10 protein-coding genes and 1 riboswitch are annotated in these 16,615 nt (G+C 67.0%); of the genes, 4 read left to right on the forward strand and 6 right to left on the reverse strand.

Features of this window, described 5'->3' with window-relative positions; translation table 11 throughout:
- Positions 1-191: 191 nt before the first annotated feature.
- The 4 genes from recC to arfB are packed head-to-tail and all read left to right on the forward strand — an operon-like array spanning position 192 to position 9,745.
- Positions 192-3,590: an exodeoxyribonuclease V subunit gamma gene (gene recC / locus NOV72_RS24455; RefSeq protein ID WP_106857137.1), complete on the forward strand. Its 3,399-nt coding sequence runs from the start codon at positions 192-194 to the stop codon at positions 3,588-3,590.
- A complete protein-coding gene (gene recB / locus NOV72_RS24460) occupies positions 3,587-7,300 on the forward strand; it encodes an exodeoxyribonuclease V subunit beta (protein ID WP_106857138.1) in 3,714 nt (1,237 codons plus the stop codon). The genes recC and recB overlap by 4 nt, the downstream gene beginning before the upstream one ends.
- On the forward strand, positions 7,297-9,306 hold the full coding sequence (locus NOV72_RS24465; RefSeq protein WP_106857139.1) for an AAA family ATPase: 2,010 nt from the start codon (positions 7,297-7,299) through the stop codon (positions 9,304-9,306). The genes recB and NOV72_RS24465 overlap by 4 nt, the downstream gene beginning before the upstream one ends.
- A 25-nt stretch (positions 9,307-9,331) precedes the next feature.
- Entirely contained in the window at positions 9,332-9,745 is a 414-nt protein-coding gene (arfB, locus tag NOV72_RS24470; RefSeq protein ID WP_106857140.1) for an alternative ribosome rescue aminoacyl-tRNA hydrolase ArfB, read from the forward strand.
- Positions 9,746-9,792: 47 nt separating this feature from the next.
- On the opposite strand, the gene NOV72_RS24475 is transcribed toward arfB, so the two are convergent.
- The 6 genes from NOV72_RS24475 to thiC all read right to left on the reverse strand — a co-directional run bounded on the left by NOV72_RS24475 (position 9,793) and on the right by thiC (position 16,108).
- On the reverse strand, positions 9,793-10,725 hold the full coding sequence (locus NOV72_RS24475; protein ID WP_106857141.1) for a DMT family transporter: 933 nt from the start codon (positions 10,723-10,725) through the stop codon (positions 9,793-9,795).
- A gap of 115 nt (positions 10,726-10,840) precedes the next feature.
- Positions 10,841-12,442: an L-lactate permease gene (locus tag NOV72_RS24480; protein ID WP_106857142.1), complete on the reverse strand. Its 1,602-nt coding sequence runs from the start codon at positions 12,440-12,442 to the stop codon at positions 10,841-10,843.
- A 202-nt stretch (positions 12,443-12,644) separates the two neighbouring features.
- Positions 12,645-12,773 carry a hypothetical protein gene (locus NOV72_RS33020; RefSeq protein WP_281261823.1) on the reverse strand — a complete coding sequence of 43 codons (129 nt, stop codon included), beginning with the start codon at positions 12,771-12,773 and terminating at the stop codon, positions 12,645-12,647.
- 252 nt (positions 12,774-13,025) lie between these two features.
- Positions 13,026-13,538, reverse strand: coding sequence for a hypothetical protein (locus NOV72_RS32440; protein WP_106857143.1), 513 nt, complete (start codon positions 13,536-13,538; stop codon positions 13,026-13,028).
- 201 nt (positions 13,539-13,739) lie between these two features.
- A complete protein-coding gene (locus tag NOV72_RS24490; protein WP_425428773.1) occupies positions 13,740-13,919 on the reverse strand; it encodes a glycine zipper 2TM domain-containing protein in 180 nt (59 codons plus the stop codon).
- A gap of 257 nt (positions 13,920-14,176) precedes the next feature.
- The gene (thiC, locus tag NOV72_RS24495; protein ID WP_106857145.1) at positions 14,177-16,108 is read right to left on the reverse strand and encodes a phosphomethylpyrimidine synthase ThiC; all 1,932 of its coding nucleotides are present in this window, start codon (positions 16,106-16,108) and stop codon (positions 14,177-14,179) included.
- Positions 16,109-16,238: 130 nt separating this feature from the next.
- Positions 16,239-16,380: riboswitch (TPP riboswitch) on the reverse strand.
- Between the last annotated feature and the right edge of the window lie 235 nt (positions 16,381-16,615).

Below are 16,615 nucleotides of genomic sequence, written 5' to 3' on the forward strand. Positions count from 1 at the left end.
TCCTGTTTTGACGCTCGTTGATGTTCTGGGGACGAGGCGAAGCGAAAACGAGTCTAACTCAACTCACCCGGGCGTCGGACCTCGGCCATTCGGCCAGGTTCTCCGTGCCGCGCCCGCTTTGCTATGCTGGCGCCTGGACTGACAAAGCTTTTCAAATTCCGCCATTTCAGGCCGCAAAACACGCCGTTTCCATGCTCGAACTCTTTTATTCGAATCGTCACGAGACGCTCGCCGCGGCGCTCTTCGAAGACCTCGACGCGTTCGCGATGCGCGAGAGCGACCCCTTCGCGCGCGAAGCCGTCATCGTGCCGAGCGCGGCCGTGCGGCGGCGGCTCGAACTCGACATGGCCGAGCGCTTCGGCATCTGCGCGAATGTCGATTTCTGCTATCTCGCGCAATGGCTCTGGGCGCAGATCGGGCGCGTGCTGCCCGTGCCCGTGCATTCGCCGTTTGCGCCGGACCGGCTCGCGTGGCGCTGCTATCGGCTGTTCGAAGATCCGTCGATCGGCGATTCGGCGCGGCTTTCGACCTATCTCGACGCCGCCGACGATTCGATGCGCTACGAACTCGCGCGCCGCATCGCGACGGTCTTCGATCACTATCTGACGTACCGGCCCGAGTGGCTCACGCATTGGCAGGCGGGCGGCTCGATTCTCGCGGGCGGCGCCGAAACGGCCGATGCGCGCGGCCCGCGTCTTGCCGGCGCGAACGATATCCAGCGCGAGGACGAGCGCTGGCAGGCGGCGCTCTGGCGCGCGTTGCTCGAAGACCTCGCGCACGTTTCGAAAGACGACGATAAAAATCCGACGCCGCCCGCGTACCGCTTTCTCGCCGCTGCGCCCGGCCTCGATCTCGATGCCGTGATGCGCGCACAGTGGCCGCGCCGCATCAGCGTGTTCGCATTGCCGACGATGCCGCCGCTGCATATCGCGCTGTTGCGCGAACTCTCGCGCTGGATCGACGTGCGGATTTATGCGCAAAATCCTTGCAGCGAGTTCTGGTACGACATCGTGAGCGAGGCGCGCGTCGAGCAACTCGAACTGAAGGGCGAAGCGGATCATCAGGACGTGGGTCATCCGCTGCTCGCGGAATGGGGCCGTCAGACGCAGGCGCAACTGCACATGCTGCACGAGCTGACCGAAAGCGCGGCGTCGAGCGAGCGGCAACTCTTCGAGGACAATCCCGCGCCCACGTGGCTCGCGCGCGTGCAGAACGGCATCCTCGCGCTCGATGAAGAGAACGCCGGGCCGCAGCCCGAAGCGATCGTCGAGAACGGCATCGAAGTGCATGTGTGTCACAGCCTGTCGCGCCAGCTCGAGGTGCTGCACGACCGCCTGCTCGACTGGTTCGACGAGATCGAAGGGCTGGAACCGTCGGACGTGCTCGTCGCGTTTCCGGATCTCGCGGTGGCGGGGCCGCTCATCGACGGCATCTTCGGCACCGCACCCGCCGGCGCGAGCAACGAGCGGCGGCGCATTCCGTATCGCATCACGGGCCTGCCGCCGTCGCAGGCGAATCCCGTTGCGCGCGCGCTCATCGACTGGCTCGCGCTCACCGAGCGCAGTGTCGGCGCGCCCGAACTCGTCGAATGGCTGCGCGTGGATGCGATCGCGGCGCGTTACGGCATCGATGCCGTCGCGCTCGAAACGGCGCAGGCGTGGCTTGCCGCGGCGGGCGCGCGTCGCGGTTTGCGGCCGGACGACGTCACCGCCGCCGACGTGCCCGCCGCGCGCCACACGTTCGCCGACGCGCTCACGCGTCTCTATCTCGGCTACGCGCTGCCGGGCGGCGGCGCGCCTGTCGGAGAGTGGCTGCCGATCGAAGGCGCGAACGGTTCCGATGCCGAATTGCTCGGCCGTCTGACGCGCTTCGTCGACGATATCGACGCGTTCGCCGAACGCATCGCCACGCCGCGTACCGCGCGCGCCTGGGGCGATCTGCTGCTCGATGCGCTGGAGCGTTTCTTCGATGCGGGCGTCGCGTTCACCGACGCCATCGGCGACGTGCGCCGCGCGGTCGATTCGCTCGTCGTCGCGATGCACGAAGGCGCGGGCGCGACCGATGTATCGGCGGCCGTGATCCGCACCGCGCTCACCGACACGCTCGACGATCCCGCGCGCGGCGGCGTGCCGTGGGGCGGCGTCACGTTCTCGTCGCTGACGAGCCTGCGCGGGCTGCCTTATCGCGTGGTGTGTCTGCTCGGCATGGACGACGGCATGCTGCCGAGCCTCACGCGCGCCGACGAGTTCGATCTGATGGCGCGTTTCGGCAAGCTCGGCGACCGCCAGCGCCGCGACGACGAGCGCAACCTGTTCCTCGATCTGATGCTCGCCGCGCGCGACCGGCTGATGATCGCGTACACGGGGCGCAGTGTCCGCGACAACGCGGTGCTGCCGCCCGCCGCGCTCATCGACGAGTTGCTCGACTATCTCGCGAAGTCCGTCGCGGGCAAGCATGCCGCGCCCGATGAACTCGCAAAGGCGCGCGCGCGTTTCGTGTTCGAGCATCCGTTGCAGCCGTACGCGCCGGACTATTTTCATGCGGACGGCCGGCTCTTCACTTATGAGCCCGAGCGCGCCGAACTGGCTCGCGCACTGGAGTCGGGCAAGCCGGAGCCGGTCGTGCGGTTTTTCTCCGCGCCTTTGCCGCAAGAGGACGACGTTCAGACCGTCGCGTTCGACGACTTCGTGCGCTTCTGGCGTCATCCCGCGCGGGCGCTGTTGCGCGACCGCCTCGGTATTGCGCTCGTCGATGCCGAAGCCGAACTCGATGAAACCGAGCCGTTCGAACTGGGCTTCGCGGGCCGCGACGCGCTCGCCGCGCGCGTGCTGCCCGCGCTGCTCGAAGCCGCCGACGACGGCGAGCGCGCCGCACGCGAACGCGCGAGACGCGTCGCGCGGGCGAGTCCGGAAATGCCGGGCGGCGCGACGGGCGGCGTGTGGCAGGCGCGCGAGCTTCACGCGCTCGGGCACCTGGCCGAACGCGTGCGCGCGTCGACGTCCGCGGGTGTCGAACGTCTGCCGTTCTCGCTCGATCTCGTGCCGCGCTGGCCCGACACAGCGGGCATCGCGCTCTTCGGCGCTCATGACGACGCGCTCATCGACGTTCGTCCGATGACGCTCGTCGGCACGCTCAACGCGCTGACGCCGCAAGGCCAGGTGATCTATCGCTACGACACGCCGCGCGCGCGGGACTATTTGTCCGCATGGCTTGCGCATCTCGCGTATTGCGCGGCGCTGCCCGCTGGCCCGCGCCGCACCATCTGGCACGGGCGCGGCGCGCAATCGGCGGATTTCGAGCTGACGCCCGTTGCCGATCCGCTCGCGCATCTGGCCGCACTGGCGTCGCTCTATCGCGCGGGACGGCGCATGCCGCTCAGGTTCTTTCCGAAGAGCGCGTGGCTCAAGGTGACGGAGGGCGATTCGAAAGCGCAGGCCGCGTGGGAGTCCGAACGCACGCGCGCCGAATCCGACGATCCCGTGTTTCGCATCGCGTTTCGCGGCGCGGACCTCGCGCTCGACGATACCTTCGCCGCGCTCGCACGCATCGTGTTCGAGCCGCTCGTACACCATCTGCGGAGCGGCGCATGACGAACCTGACACCAACCGTGGACGACACCGCCGTGCAGGAACTCGACGTCTTCTCGTGCGCGCTCGATGGCGTGAACCAGATCGAAGCTTCCGCCGGCACGGGCAAGACCTGGAACATCTGCGCGCTGTACGTGCGCCTGCTGCTCGAAAAACGCCTGTCGGTCGAGCAGATTCTCGTCGTGACCTTCACGAAAGCCGCGACCGCCGAGCTGCACGAGCGCATCCGCTCGCGGCTCGCGGGCGTTGCGCATGCGATCGAAAATGGCGATGCCGCCGGCGATCCGTTCATCGAGCAATTGTTCGAAACGACGCTCGCCGGGATCGACGCCGAGGAGGCCGCGAAGCGCTTGCGCATCGCCGTGTCCACGTTCGATCAGGCCGCGATCCACACGATTCACGCGTTCTGCCAGCGCGCGCTGCAGGAAGCGCCGTTCGCCGCCGCGATGCCGTTCGCGTTCGACATGGAAGCCGACGACAGCGCGCTGCGCTTCGAACTCGCGGCGGACTTCTGGCGCGAGCGCGTGGAGCCGGTCGCGGCGCGCACGCCGTCGTTCGCGTCGTGGCTCGTCGCGAAGGGCGCGGGGCCGGCATCGCTCGATGCGCAGCTCGCCCGGCGTCTGAAAAAGCCGCTCGCGGCGCTGCGCTTCGGCGATACGGCAGCCGCCGAAGCGGCGGATGTGCAAGCGCTCTTCGACGAAGCCTGCGCGTTGTGGAACGCCGAGCGCGACACGATCGTCAAGCTGCTCGCCGACGCGCAAAGCGCGCTGAAGGGCAACAGCTACAGCACGAAGATCATCGGCGAGGCGATCGATGCGTGGAGTGCGTATTTCGCCGAAGCCGATTGCCACGCGCCGCCGCCCGAACGCGCGCTCAAGCTCACGTCCACCGCGCTCGCGAAGGGCACGAAGGTCAAGAACACGCCGCCCGCGCACGCCTTCTTCGATCAGGCCGATGCGCTCGCCGCGTCCGCCGCCGCTGCCGAAGCGTCGCAGCGCGCGATGTGGCTCGAAGTCGTACGCGAGTGGCTCGGTCACGCGCCCGCGGAACTCGCCGCGAGAAAGCGCGCGCGCCGCGTCGTGTCGTTCGACGATCTGCTGTCGAACCTGCATCACGCGCTCGTGAAGCACGCGTGGCTCGCCGAGGCGTTGCGCGCGCGCTATCCGGCGGCGCTCATCGACGAATTCCAGGACACCGATCCGCTGCAGTACGCGATCTTCAACCGCGTGTTCGCGCCGCACGGGCCGCTTTTTCTCGTCGGCGATCCGAAGCAGGCGATCTACAGCTTCCGCGCCGCCGACCTGCACACGTATCTCGCCGCGCGCGACGGCGCGAGCGCGCGTTATACGCTCGCGGTCAATCAGCGCTCGACGCCGCAGATCATCGAGGCGTGCAATCGCGTGTTCGAGGCGAATCCGGCGGCGTTCATTCTCGACGGGCTCGACTATCAGCCGGTGCGCGCGGGCACGCGCAAACGCGGGCCGTTCGTCGATGGCACGCCCGCCGCGGCCTATGCCGACATCGCCGATTTCTGCGTGTGGATGCTGCCGCACGGCGAATCGGCGCTGCTGAAAACGGCCGCGCAGCGCGACGCCGCCGAAGCCTGCGCCGCCGAAATCGCGCGGCTCTTGCGCGGCGCGCAGCGCGGCGAAGTGACCATCGGCGGCGCGCCGCTTTCGGCGGGCGATATCGCCGTGCTCGTGCAGACGCATCGGCAGGGCAGCCTCGTGAAGCGCGTGCTCGCGGCGTGGGGCATCGGCAGCGTCGAGCTTGCGCAGGCGTCCGTGTTCGGCTCGCTCGACGCGGAGCAGATCGAGCGTGTGCTCGCCGCCATCGACACGCCGGGCGACCTGCGCCGGCTGCGCGCGGCGCTCGCCACCGACTGGTTCGGCCTCGACGCCGCCGCGCTCTGGCGGCTGGAGCACGCGGACGCCGCCGATCCGCACGGCGAACCGATCGATTCGACGAGCTGGGTCGAGCGCTTCTCGCGTTATCGCACGATCTGGCACGAGCGCGGTTTCGCGGTGATGTGGCGCACGCTCGCGCGCGAGCTGTCGATCGCGACGCGTCTCGTCGCCCGGCCCGACGGCGAACGCAGGCTCACGAACGTGAATCATCTGGCGGAGTTGCTGCAGGCGCGTTCGGCCGAGCAGCCCGGCATCGCGCCGACGCTGCGCTGGCTTGCCGCGCAGCGCGAGCAGCAGGGCGGCGGCGAGGAAGCGCAATTGCGGCTGGAATCGGATCGCAATCTCGTGCAGATCGTGACCGTTCACAAGTCGAAGGGGCTGGAATATGCGGTCGTGTTCTGTCCGTTTCTGAACGACGGCGCGTCGCGCGAATCGTCGAAATCGGGCTTGCCCGACGCGCGCGAATATCACGACGACGCGGGCGAAGCCGTGCTTCATTACGGCATCGAAGGCGAAGAGGACGACCACGTGAGCGCGGCGATCGCGCGCGAGCAGGCGGCCGAGCGCGCGCGTCTCGTCTACGTCGCGTTGACGCGCGCGGTGTTCCGCTGTTATCTCGTCGCGGGTTTCTACGTGTCGAACCGGTCGACGAAGGAATCGCGCCGCAGCGTGCTCAACTGGCTCGTCGCCGGAAGCGGGAAGGATTTCGATGCCTTCTGCGACGCGCCGCCCGAGGAAGCGGACATCGTTGCTGCATGGCATGCGGTTGCGGCGCGGTCGGACGGCGCGATCGGCGTCGCGCCGCTGCCGGTGATCGATACACGCGAGCCGCTCGTCGCGGATGCCACGAATCGGCATGAGATCGCCGCGCGCACGAACCAGCGCATCTTGCGCGATCGCTGGCGCATGGCGAGTTTCAGCTCGCTGATCGCCGCCGGCGCGCGCGACGAGGCGAATCAGGCGCAGCCCGTCGAAGCCCGTCCCGATCACGACGAACTCGCCGCGCTCGCCGCACACGACCACGCCGCGCGAGTCACGGCATCCGCGCGCGACGAATCGCCACTCGCTGCCGACGACATTCTCGCGTTCCCGCGCGGCGCGGCGGCGGGCGAGTGCCTGCATCGCATGTTCGAGCTTGCGGATTTCACGGAGCCGTCCGGCTGGCCCGCTGCCGTCGAGCGCGCGCTGCACGAGCATCCGACGCCCGCGCCGGAAGCGCTCGCCCCGCGTCTGCGGCCGATGATGCTGCGCTTGCTCGCCGATACGCTCGCCGCCGAGATCGCGCCCGCGATGCGGCTCGAAACCATCGCGATGACGCGCCGCATGAACGAGCTGGAGTTCCTGTTTCCGGCGCAGTCGCTCGATTTCACCGCGTTGCGGCGTCTGCTCGCCGCGCACGGTTTTCCCGACGTCGCGCTCGAAAGCGGCGCGCTGCGCGGGTTCATCAAGGGATTCATCGACATGATCGTCGAGCACGAAGGCCGCTACTGGATCATCGACTGGAAATCGAATCATCTGGGCGATACCGCGCCCGACTACGCCGCCGCGCCGCTCGCCGTCGCGATGGCCGAGCATGCCTATCATCTTCAGGCGCTCGTCTACGTGGTGGCGCTGCATCGATATTTGCGCGCGCGCCTCGCGGACTATGCGTACGACACGCATATCGGCGGGTATCTCTATCTCTTCGTGCGCGGCGTTCGCCCCGACTGGCGCGACGGCGAATCCGCGAGCGGCGTGCATCGCGGCCGGCCGCCGCTGGAATTGGTCGAAGCGCTCGATCGACTGATGTCGGGAGGCGCGGCATGAGCACGCCCGATGCAATGGAAACGGCGCGTCCCGTGCCCGTGCTCGCCGACGAAAGCGCGGCGCTCTCCGAAGGCTTCGCGCGGCGTCTGAGCGTGCTCGCGGCGCGGCTCGGCGCCGACGAGCGCGGCGTGCTGTGGGCCGAGCGCGCCGCCCTCGCGATGAGCCGCGCGACCGCGCAAGGCCACGTGTGCCTGTCGCTCGCCGCGCTCGCCCGGCGTCACGACGCACGCTTTGGCGAAGCGCGTGACGCGCTGCTCGCGAGCGGCGTCGCGTGCCTCGCGCGCAGTGACGCACGCGGGGACGTCGCCGATCTGCTGCCGCTCGTCATCGACGAAGATGGGCGGCTCTATCTCGCGCGCTACTTCGACTACGAGCGGCGGCTCGCCAAGGCGCTCGTCGAACGCTCGCGCGATGCGCGCGTGCCGGTCTCGCCGCAGGACATCGCGCAGCACGCCGGGCGCATCGCGCGTTATTTCGGTCCGCGCGAGGACGGCGACATCGACTGGCAGCGCGTCGCCGCGCTGGTCGCGCTGGCGGGGCGGCTCACGATCGTGAGCGGCGGGCCGGGCACAGGCAAGACGACGACCGTGGTGGGCGTGCTCGCGTGCCTGCTCGACGCCGATCCGGATGTCCGCATCGCGCTCGCCGCGCCGACCGGCAAAGCCGCGCAACGCATGCAGGAAGCGCTCATCGAGCGCGCGGACGAGCTCCCGCCGGAACTCGCAAAGCGGCTGCCTCGCACCTCGTTCACGTTGCAGCGGCTGCTCGGCGTGCAGTCGGACGGGCGCTTCCGGCATCATCGCGACAATCCGTTGCCGTATGACGTGATCGTCGTCGACGAAGCCTCGATGATCGACGTCGCGCTCGCGGCGCATCTGCTCGAAGCGGTCGCGCCGGCGAGCCGCCTCGTCATGTTGGGCGACAAGGATCAGCTATCGGCCGTGGAAGCCGGCGCGGTGTTCGCGGAACTGAGCGCGCAGCCGTCGTTCAGCGCGGCGGGCAGGGCGCGCATCGCGGCGGCGCTTTCGATCGATGCGAAGCGGCTCGAAACGGCGTTGCCGCATGAGAAGACGCCAAAGAGCGAAGCGCAACTCGGACTCTTCGACACCGCGCCCGCCGACGACTCCGAAGGCTACGGCGCACTCTTCGATACGCTGCCCGAAGACTGGAGCGCACGCGGCGGGGAACGGGAAAGCGCGCTGACGGATTGCGTCGTCTGGTTGCAGAAGAACTATCGCTTCGGGCTCGATTCGGACATCGGCCGGCTTTCGATCGCGATCCGCAACGGCGACGAACACGCCGCGCTCGAGGCGCTCGATCCATCCGGTGCGCGCGCCGCCGTGCTCTTCGACGACGGCGACGCGGCGCTGTCCGAGCGCACGCTCGCGCGTCTCGCCAGGGGTTTCGCGCCGTATGCCGACGCGCTTTCGGCCGTGCTCGACGGCGGAGAAGCCGATCACGCCGCGCTCTTCGACGCGCTCAATCGCTTCCGCGTGCTGTGCGCGACGCGCAAGGGACCGCGCGGCGTCGATGAAGTGAACGCGCGCATCGCCGCGAAAGTGCGCGAGCAGGCGGGCATCGCGCTGGCGCTTGGTGCGCAGTGGTTCGCCGGGCGGCCGGTGATCGTCACGCGCAACGACTACGCGCTCGGACTGTTCAATGGCGATATCGGCATTGCGCTGCCTGGCGTGGACGGATCGTTGCGCGTCGCGTTCCGCATGGCCGATGGCGCGCTGCGCTATGTGTCGCCCGCCGCGCTGCCGCCGCACGACACCGCGTTCGCGCTGACGGTCCACAAGTCGCAAGGTTCGGAATTCGAGCACGCGGCGCTCGTGTTGCCCGGCGCGTTCGTGCGCGTGCTGTCGCGCGAGCTGGTGTACACGGCGATCACGCGTGCGAAGCGCAAGGTCGAAGTGATCGGCTCGGCGGCGATCTTCGCTCAGGCCGTCAGGGAGCCGACGCGGCGCGATTCGGGACTTGCGGCGAGAATGCGTCGTCTCGCATGAATTCACGACAAAAAGGAGCCGACCGATGACGATGACCGACAGCCTCGCCGTGCCGCCGAACGAAATCGAGCTGACGGCCGTGCGCGCGCAGGGCGCCGGCGGTCAGAACGTCAACAAGGTGTCGAGTGCGATCCATCTGCGGTTCGACATCCGCGCGTCGTCGCTGCCGGAGCACATCAAGGCACGCTTGCTCGCGCTCGCCGACAGCCGCGTCACGCGCGAGGGCGTGATCGTCATCAAGGCGCAGGAGCATCGCACGCAGGACATGAATCGCGCGGCGGCGCTCGCGCGGCTCGACGAACTCATTCGCAGCGTCGCCGTCACGCGGCGCAAGCGCATCGCGACGAAGCCGACGCGCGCATCGCAGATGCGCCGCGTGGAGGGCAAGGTGAAGCGCGGCGCGATCAAGGCGGGCCGAGGCCCCGTGCGCGGCGACTAGTGCGTGGGATCGGTCGGCCGCGTCGCCGTCGCGGCGAGCAATCCGGCTTACTGCGCGAGCTTGCGCCGCCCGACGAACGGCACGCGCTTCACGACGCCCGTCGCGAGCGCGGTGCCCGCGAGCACGATCGCGCAGCCCGCGATCATCACGAGCGAGACGTGCTCGCCGAGAAAGAGCGCGCCCCACAAAATGCCGAAGAGCGGAATGACGAAAGTGACGGTCATCGCGCGGGCGGGACCCGCGTCCGCGACCAGATGGAAATAGATGAAGTACGCGACGCCCGTGCAGCCGATGCCGAGCGCGAGCACGGCGCCCCACGCGTGCGCCGAAACCGGCGCGGCGGGCCACGTGAAGAATGCGATCGGTGCGAGCGCGAGCGTTGCGCCGACCATGCTGCCGGCGGCGTTCGTCGTCGCGTCGACGTCCATCAGATACTTCTTCGCGAAATTGCCCGCGACGCCGTAAAGCGACGATGCCGCGAGCGCCGCCGCCGCCGCGAGCATGCCTTGCACCGGCAGTCCGGCATCGTGGCCGCCGTGCTCCGGCGCGATCTGGTTCCACACCAGCACGAGCACGCCCGCGAAGCCGATCGCCATGCCGATGGTGCGCGCCGTCGTCAGGCGATCGCGCAGCCACAGAAAGGCGATGAGCGCGCCGAAGAGCGGCGTCGTCGCGTTGATGACGGACGTCGCGCCGGCCGAAAGCGTCAGCTCGGCATAGGCGAAGAGACAAAAAGGCGCGGCGGAGTTGAGAAGGCCGACGGCAAGCAGCGAAAGCCAGCGCGTGCGCACTGTCGCAACCGTGGCGGCGAACGGGCGGCGCGCCAGCAGCATCGCGACCAGAAACACCGCGCCGATGCCCGTGCGCAGCGCCATCAACGGTGCTACGCCGAACTCGGCGACGCCAACGCGGATGAAGAGAAACGACGCGCCCCACAGGGCGGCGAGCACGAGCAGTTGAAGCAGATTGGCGGGTGACATGGCGGGGCGGACTTCGCGATACTCATCAAAAGTCCGCGCATGTTAGCACCGCGCCCGTCTCGAAAACGCGCCTGTCGAACGAAAGCGCAAGAAGCGGGAGAAAGCCGCCGAACGTTCAGTGCGGCGGGATCATCCACGTCAGCACGTTTTGCTGCAGCCACACGAGCACGCCGAGCACGATCGTGAGCAGGATCGAATGCTTGAACGTGCGCACGAAAACCACACCTTCCTTGCCTTTGAGCTCGGTCGTCGCCACGCCGGTCGAGATGTTTTGCGGCGAGATCATCTTGCCCATCACGCCGCCCGACGAGTTGGTCGCCGCCATCAGCACCGGGTTCAGGTTCAACTGGTTCGCCGCGACCACCTGCAGATTGCCGAAGAGCGCGTTGCCCGACGTGTCGCTGCCGGAGAGAAACACCGCCACCCAGCCGAGGAACGCGGAAACCAGCGGGAAGAACGGCCCGACCGACGCCACGCCCAGACCCAGCGTGTAGTTCATGCCCGAGTAGTTCATCAGATACGCGAGGCCGACGATCGTCGCGACCGTCAGAATGGCGATGCGCGTCTGCACCCAGGTATCCGCGATCGCCGCGCCGTACTCGCGCGCCGGCAGCTTGACGAGCAGCGCCGTGATGATCGACGCCACCAGAATCGCGGTGCCCGTCGCGAGCGGCTGGAAGTCCCAGATCGCGCCGTACGGCTGCTTGTAGAGCGTGATGTAGACGGCCTTGTCGAGTCCGGGCCAGGCGACCTTGACATCGCCGATCATGAAAATCTTGAGCACCGTCCACACGATCACGACCACCGACACCACGATCCACGGCACCCAGCCGTGGCCGCCCGAGAGCGTCGCGCGCGTATCGCCGAGGCGATCGACGTTCACGGCGAAGCGCTCGTCGGCGACGGGCTTCCACACGCGCAGGAACGCGATCGTCAGAATCAGCGAGACGAGCGACGAGAGCACGTCGGTGAGCGCATAGCTGATGTAGTTCGACGTCACGAACTGCGTGAGCGCGAACGCGCCGCCGGCGACGAGCAGCACCGGCCAGATGCGCATCATGTTGCGAAAGCCCGCGTAGATGCCGATCACATAGAACGGCAGGAAGAACGCGAAGAGCGGCAACTGGCGGCCGACCATTTTCGCGAGGGCGTCGGTCGGCAGGTGCGTGACCGCGCCGAGCACGGTGATCGGCACGCCGAGCGCGCCGAACGCGACCGGCGCCGTGTTGAAGATCAGCGTGAAGGTGAGCGCTTCGAGCGTCGGGAAGCCGAGCAGGATCAGGAGCGAACTCGTGATCGCGATCGGCGTGCCGAAGCCCGAGATTCCTTCCAGCAGCGCGCCGAACGAAAAGCCGATCACGACGAGCACGATGCGCCGGTCGTTCGGAAGATTGTCGACCATCCACAAGCGAAACGCCTCGAAACGCCCCGAGCGCTGCGCGACGTTGTAGAGCAGGATCGCGGCGAAGACGATCCACATGACCGGCCACAGCGCGAACACGGCGCCGGCCGCGATGGAATCGAGCGCGAGCCCGACCGGGAACTGCCAGCCCGCCACGGCGATGACGAGCGCGAGAATCAGGCCCGCGAGCGACGCCTGCCACGCGGGGCGGCGCGCCCAGCCCAGCAGCACGAGCACGAGGATGATCGGCAGCGCGGCCACGATGAAGGACGCGAAGAGCGAATGGGCGATCGGGGTGAGTAGCTGGTGGAACATCGGGTCTCCTTCTCGTTGTCATGAGCCGATGCGGCGCGAGGCGAAGCCGCGATGCGCGTGGAGTTCGATGTTCGGCAGCAGCCGTGCGCCGGCTTAAGCGAACGCATAACGCGCACACTAAGAATAGGGCGCGAACGGCCTGCGTCAAGGCGTGAATGCCCGCTCATTGCGGCATCGGCATGGCGGGCGGGCGTGGCGTGCTTCAGCCTTTGGCGATCGCGTCCGGCGTGCGGTCGTCGTGGCCGGCGGATGGCGTCTGGCGGAACACCCACACGGTCAACAGGCCGAGCGACGCGAGCATCCACAGCAGGAAAAACATAAAGGCCATCATGTCCGATCCCCCGATACGGAAAACGCGCGGAAAGTGCGCGACGTGTTCGAATAGGGGAGCTATGTAGCCAGAACCGTGCCAATCATCTGGCGAAATGTGCAGAAGCCTTGTCGGATAAGGAAAGTGTCGGAGCGCACAGTCGCGTGATTTGCGCGCGAACGTCTGAATTGATCAGGAAATGTTGCAGCTTTGTTACGCGGCCGTGCGCAAAACGGTTTTTTGTCTCACCCGGCGTAATGAGCGACGCGGCGTTCAGTGGCCGTGGCCGCCTCCGCCGCCGCCATGCCAACCGCTTCCGCCGCCGTGCCAGCCGCCTCCGCCCCCGCCGTGCCATCCGCCGTTGCCGTTGCCGTGCCATCCGCCGCCGTGCCAGCCTCCGCCGTGCCAGCCGCGCCCCCAGCAGCAACCGCCGCCGCCCCAATATCCGAAGCCGAGCGACACCGCCGGATAGCCGTACCCATAGCCGTAATACGCGGGATAACCGGCGTAAGGGTAGTACGGGTAAGGATACGGATAGGTCTGGTAGTAGTCGGAATAAGGCGATCCGACGGCGTACTCGTATTGCGGCGGGAGCGTGGCGGGCGACGTAGCCACCGCCGCGCCCGATGCGGGCACCGTGAATTCACGCTGCGTGTAGGTCGCGCTGGTGACGGGATAGGGCGGATAAGCCGGATAGCCGTACGGGTAGTAGCAGCCGCTCAGAAGCACCCCGGCGGCGAGCGCGGCGGCGGCCGTTCGGGTTCCAGGAATGACGGTGGAAATCATGATGCTGCTCCTTGCGCTACGGCTTGCCGGACTCTTGGTCGATGAAATTCGAAGGTCCGTTAAGAAACAGCTTAGGCGAACGGTGCCCGGCAGGCGTCGGGCGTCATGTGACAAAGCATTACCAAAGCGCCTTTCTGTAACAGATTTGAAACAGCAGAGCGGTTGACGGCGGCGAAGCGCGTCGCCGCGCCGCCAGAACGATTACTTGCCGACCTGATTGCCGATGATGCCGCCAACCGCGGCCCCGCCCAGCGTCGATAGCGCGCTGCCGCCGATCACGGCTCCGCCCGCCGCGCCGACGCCTGCGCCGACCGCGGTATCCCGTTGACGCGTGGTCATGTCGCCGCAAGCGGTCAGTCCTCCCAGAAACGCAACGACCATTGCAGCGGCGCCGATCTGTTTGATGTTTTTCATGTCGACTCTCCAATTCGATGATGAAATGAATCGGCTGCGGTTCGCCGCAACTTCAAGGACCGCCATGTTTTTCGCCGGTTCGTTCGTTTTTCCAGCAGGAAAAGTGCCTGATTCCTCCGATCAAGCGCTCATCCAGACGCGACAAGGCATCGCGCCCGATCCGGATAAAAAAACGGCCTGCCGCACGCGTCGTGCGACAGGCCGTTGTCAGCAAAAAACAAGCATCAAGTCGGCTGATAGATCTCCGAGCCCTTCTTGACGAACTCGATCGCCTTCGTTTCCATGCCCTTGGCGAGCGCCTCGTTTTCGCTCACGCCCTGCTTCGCGGCGAAATCGCGGACGTCCTGCGTGATCTTCATCGAGCAGAAGTGCGGGCCGCACATCGAGCAGAAGTGCGCGACCTTGGCCGAATCCTTCGGCAGCGTTTCGTCGTGGAATTCGCGCGCCTTGTCGGGATCGAGGCCGAGATTGAACTGGTCTTCCCAGCGGAACTCGAAGCGCGCCTTCGACAATGCGTTATCGCGGACCTGCGCGCCCGGATGACCCTTCGCCAGATCCGCCGCGTGCGCCGCCAGCTTGTAGGTGATGATGCCTTCCTTCACGTCGTCCTTGTTCGGCAGGCCGAGATGTTCCTTCGGCGTGACGTAGCAGAGCATCGCCGTGCCGAACCAGCCGATCATCGCCGCGCCGATGCCCGACGTGATGTGGTCGTAACCCGGCGCGATGTCCGTCGTCAGCGGCCCGAGCGTGTAGAAGGGCGCTTCGTCGCACCATTCCAGTTGCAGGTCCATGTTCTCCTTGATGAGCTGCATCGGCACGTGGCCGGGGCCTTCGATCATCACCTGCACGTCGTGCTTCCACGCGATCTGCGTCAGTTCGCCGAGCGTCTTCAGTTCGCCGAGCTGCGCTTCGTCGTTGGCGTCGTAGATCGAGCCGGGGCGCAGGCCGTCGCCGAGCGAGAACGAGACATCGTATTGCTTCATGATTTCGCAGATGTCTTCGAAGTGCTCGTAGATGAAGCTCTCCTTGTGATGCGCGAGGCACCACTTCGCCATGATCGAGCCGCCGCGCGAGACGATGCCCGTCATGCGATTCGCGGTCAGCGGAACGTATTGCAGCCGCACGCCCGCGTGGATCGTGAAGTAGTCGACGCCTTGTTCCGCTTGCTCGATCAGCGTGTCGCGGAAGATTTCCCACGTCAGGTCTTCGGCTTTGCCGTTGACCTTTTCGAGCGCCTGATAGATCGGCACCGTGCCGATCGGCACCGGCGAATTGCGGATAATCCACTCGCGCGTTTCGTGGATGTGCTTGCCCGTCGAGAGATCCATCACGGTGTCGCCGCCCCAGCGGATCGCCCACGTCATCTTGTCGACTTCCTCGCCGATCGACGACGTCACCGCCGAATTGCCGATATTCGCGTTGATCTTCACGAGGAAATTGCGGCCGATGATCATCGGCTCGCTTTCCGGGTGATTGATGTTCGCCGGAATGATCGCGCGGCCGCGCGCCACTTCCTCGCGCACGAACTCGGGCGTGATTTCTTTCGCCGCGTCCTTGCCGAACGCCGCCGCGCCGAACGCCTGGCCGGGATGCTGGCGGCCCATCATCGCGGCGAGCTTTTCGCCGTTCGGGCCGCTCTTCTTCAGGCTTTCGAGGTATTCGGCGCGCCGCTGATTCTCGCGAATCGCGATGTACTCCATCTCCGGCGTGACGATGCCTTGCCGCGCATAGTGCATCTGCGAGACGTTCTTGCCGGCCAGCGCGCGGCGCGGATGCCGATGCAGGCCCGGGAAGCGCAATTCGGCGGTCTTCGGATCGGCGGCGCGCTCGCGGCCGAAGTCGCTCGACAGCCCCGCGAGCTCTTCCGTGTCGCCGCGTTTTTCGATCCACGCGCCGCGCAGCGCGGGAAGACCGGAGCGGATGTCGATGTTCGCATCCGGATCGGTGTACGGGCCGGACGTGTCGTACACGTAGACCGGCGGATTCTTCTCGCCGCCGAAGCCGTCGGGGGTATCGGATTGCGTGATCTCGCGCATCGGCACGCGGATGTCGGGCGTCGAACCAGCGACGTAGACCTTGCGCGAGTTCGGCAGCGGCGCGATGGCGGCGGCATCGACGACTGCGTTCTCGGACAGGAATTTCGGATTGGCATTCATGGCTAGTCTCCTGTGGGAACAACATTGGTTGACAGCGCGAGCGGATTCGAGCTCGGCTGACTCAGGAGCTAAACAGGGAGGAACGAGATGGAAAGGTACGGGTCCGGAAGAAGTGGCTGGATGCTGCGAACCATGGAACCCGAACGCTTCCCTGCGCTGGCATTATCCAGATCAGGTTCAAAGGGTATTTCTCACCCACGCCGCACGAAGCGATTCAGTCGAAAAAGCCGATCGAGATCGCGATGTGCAACGCAGGACCCCCGCGTTAGCAGCCGACACGTTACACCGCGGCGTGGCGTCTTGGCAACCAGTCGTAAAGTTGTGCAACCGCGTTGCGTGCTTACTGCATAATGTCGGGCGCCGCGGGCTCTCGGGGTTTTCCCGGGGATCGCGCGGTCTCTCCTCGCGCAACCGCACTTCTTCCGTTCCGTCATGCCGTTCAGTCTGGTCGTTGCCGCAGCGTCTTCTCCCGTCTCTTTTGCAGTCGTCCGGCGCGCAGCCGTCGCG

Source organism: Caballeronia novacaledonica, assembly GCF_900258035.1.
GTDB lineage: Bacteria > Pseudomonadota > Gammaproteobacteria > Burkholderiales > Burkholderiaceae > Caballeronia > Caballeronia novacaledonica.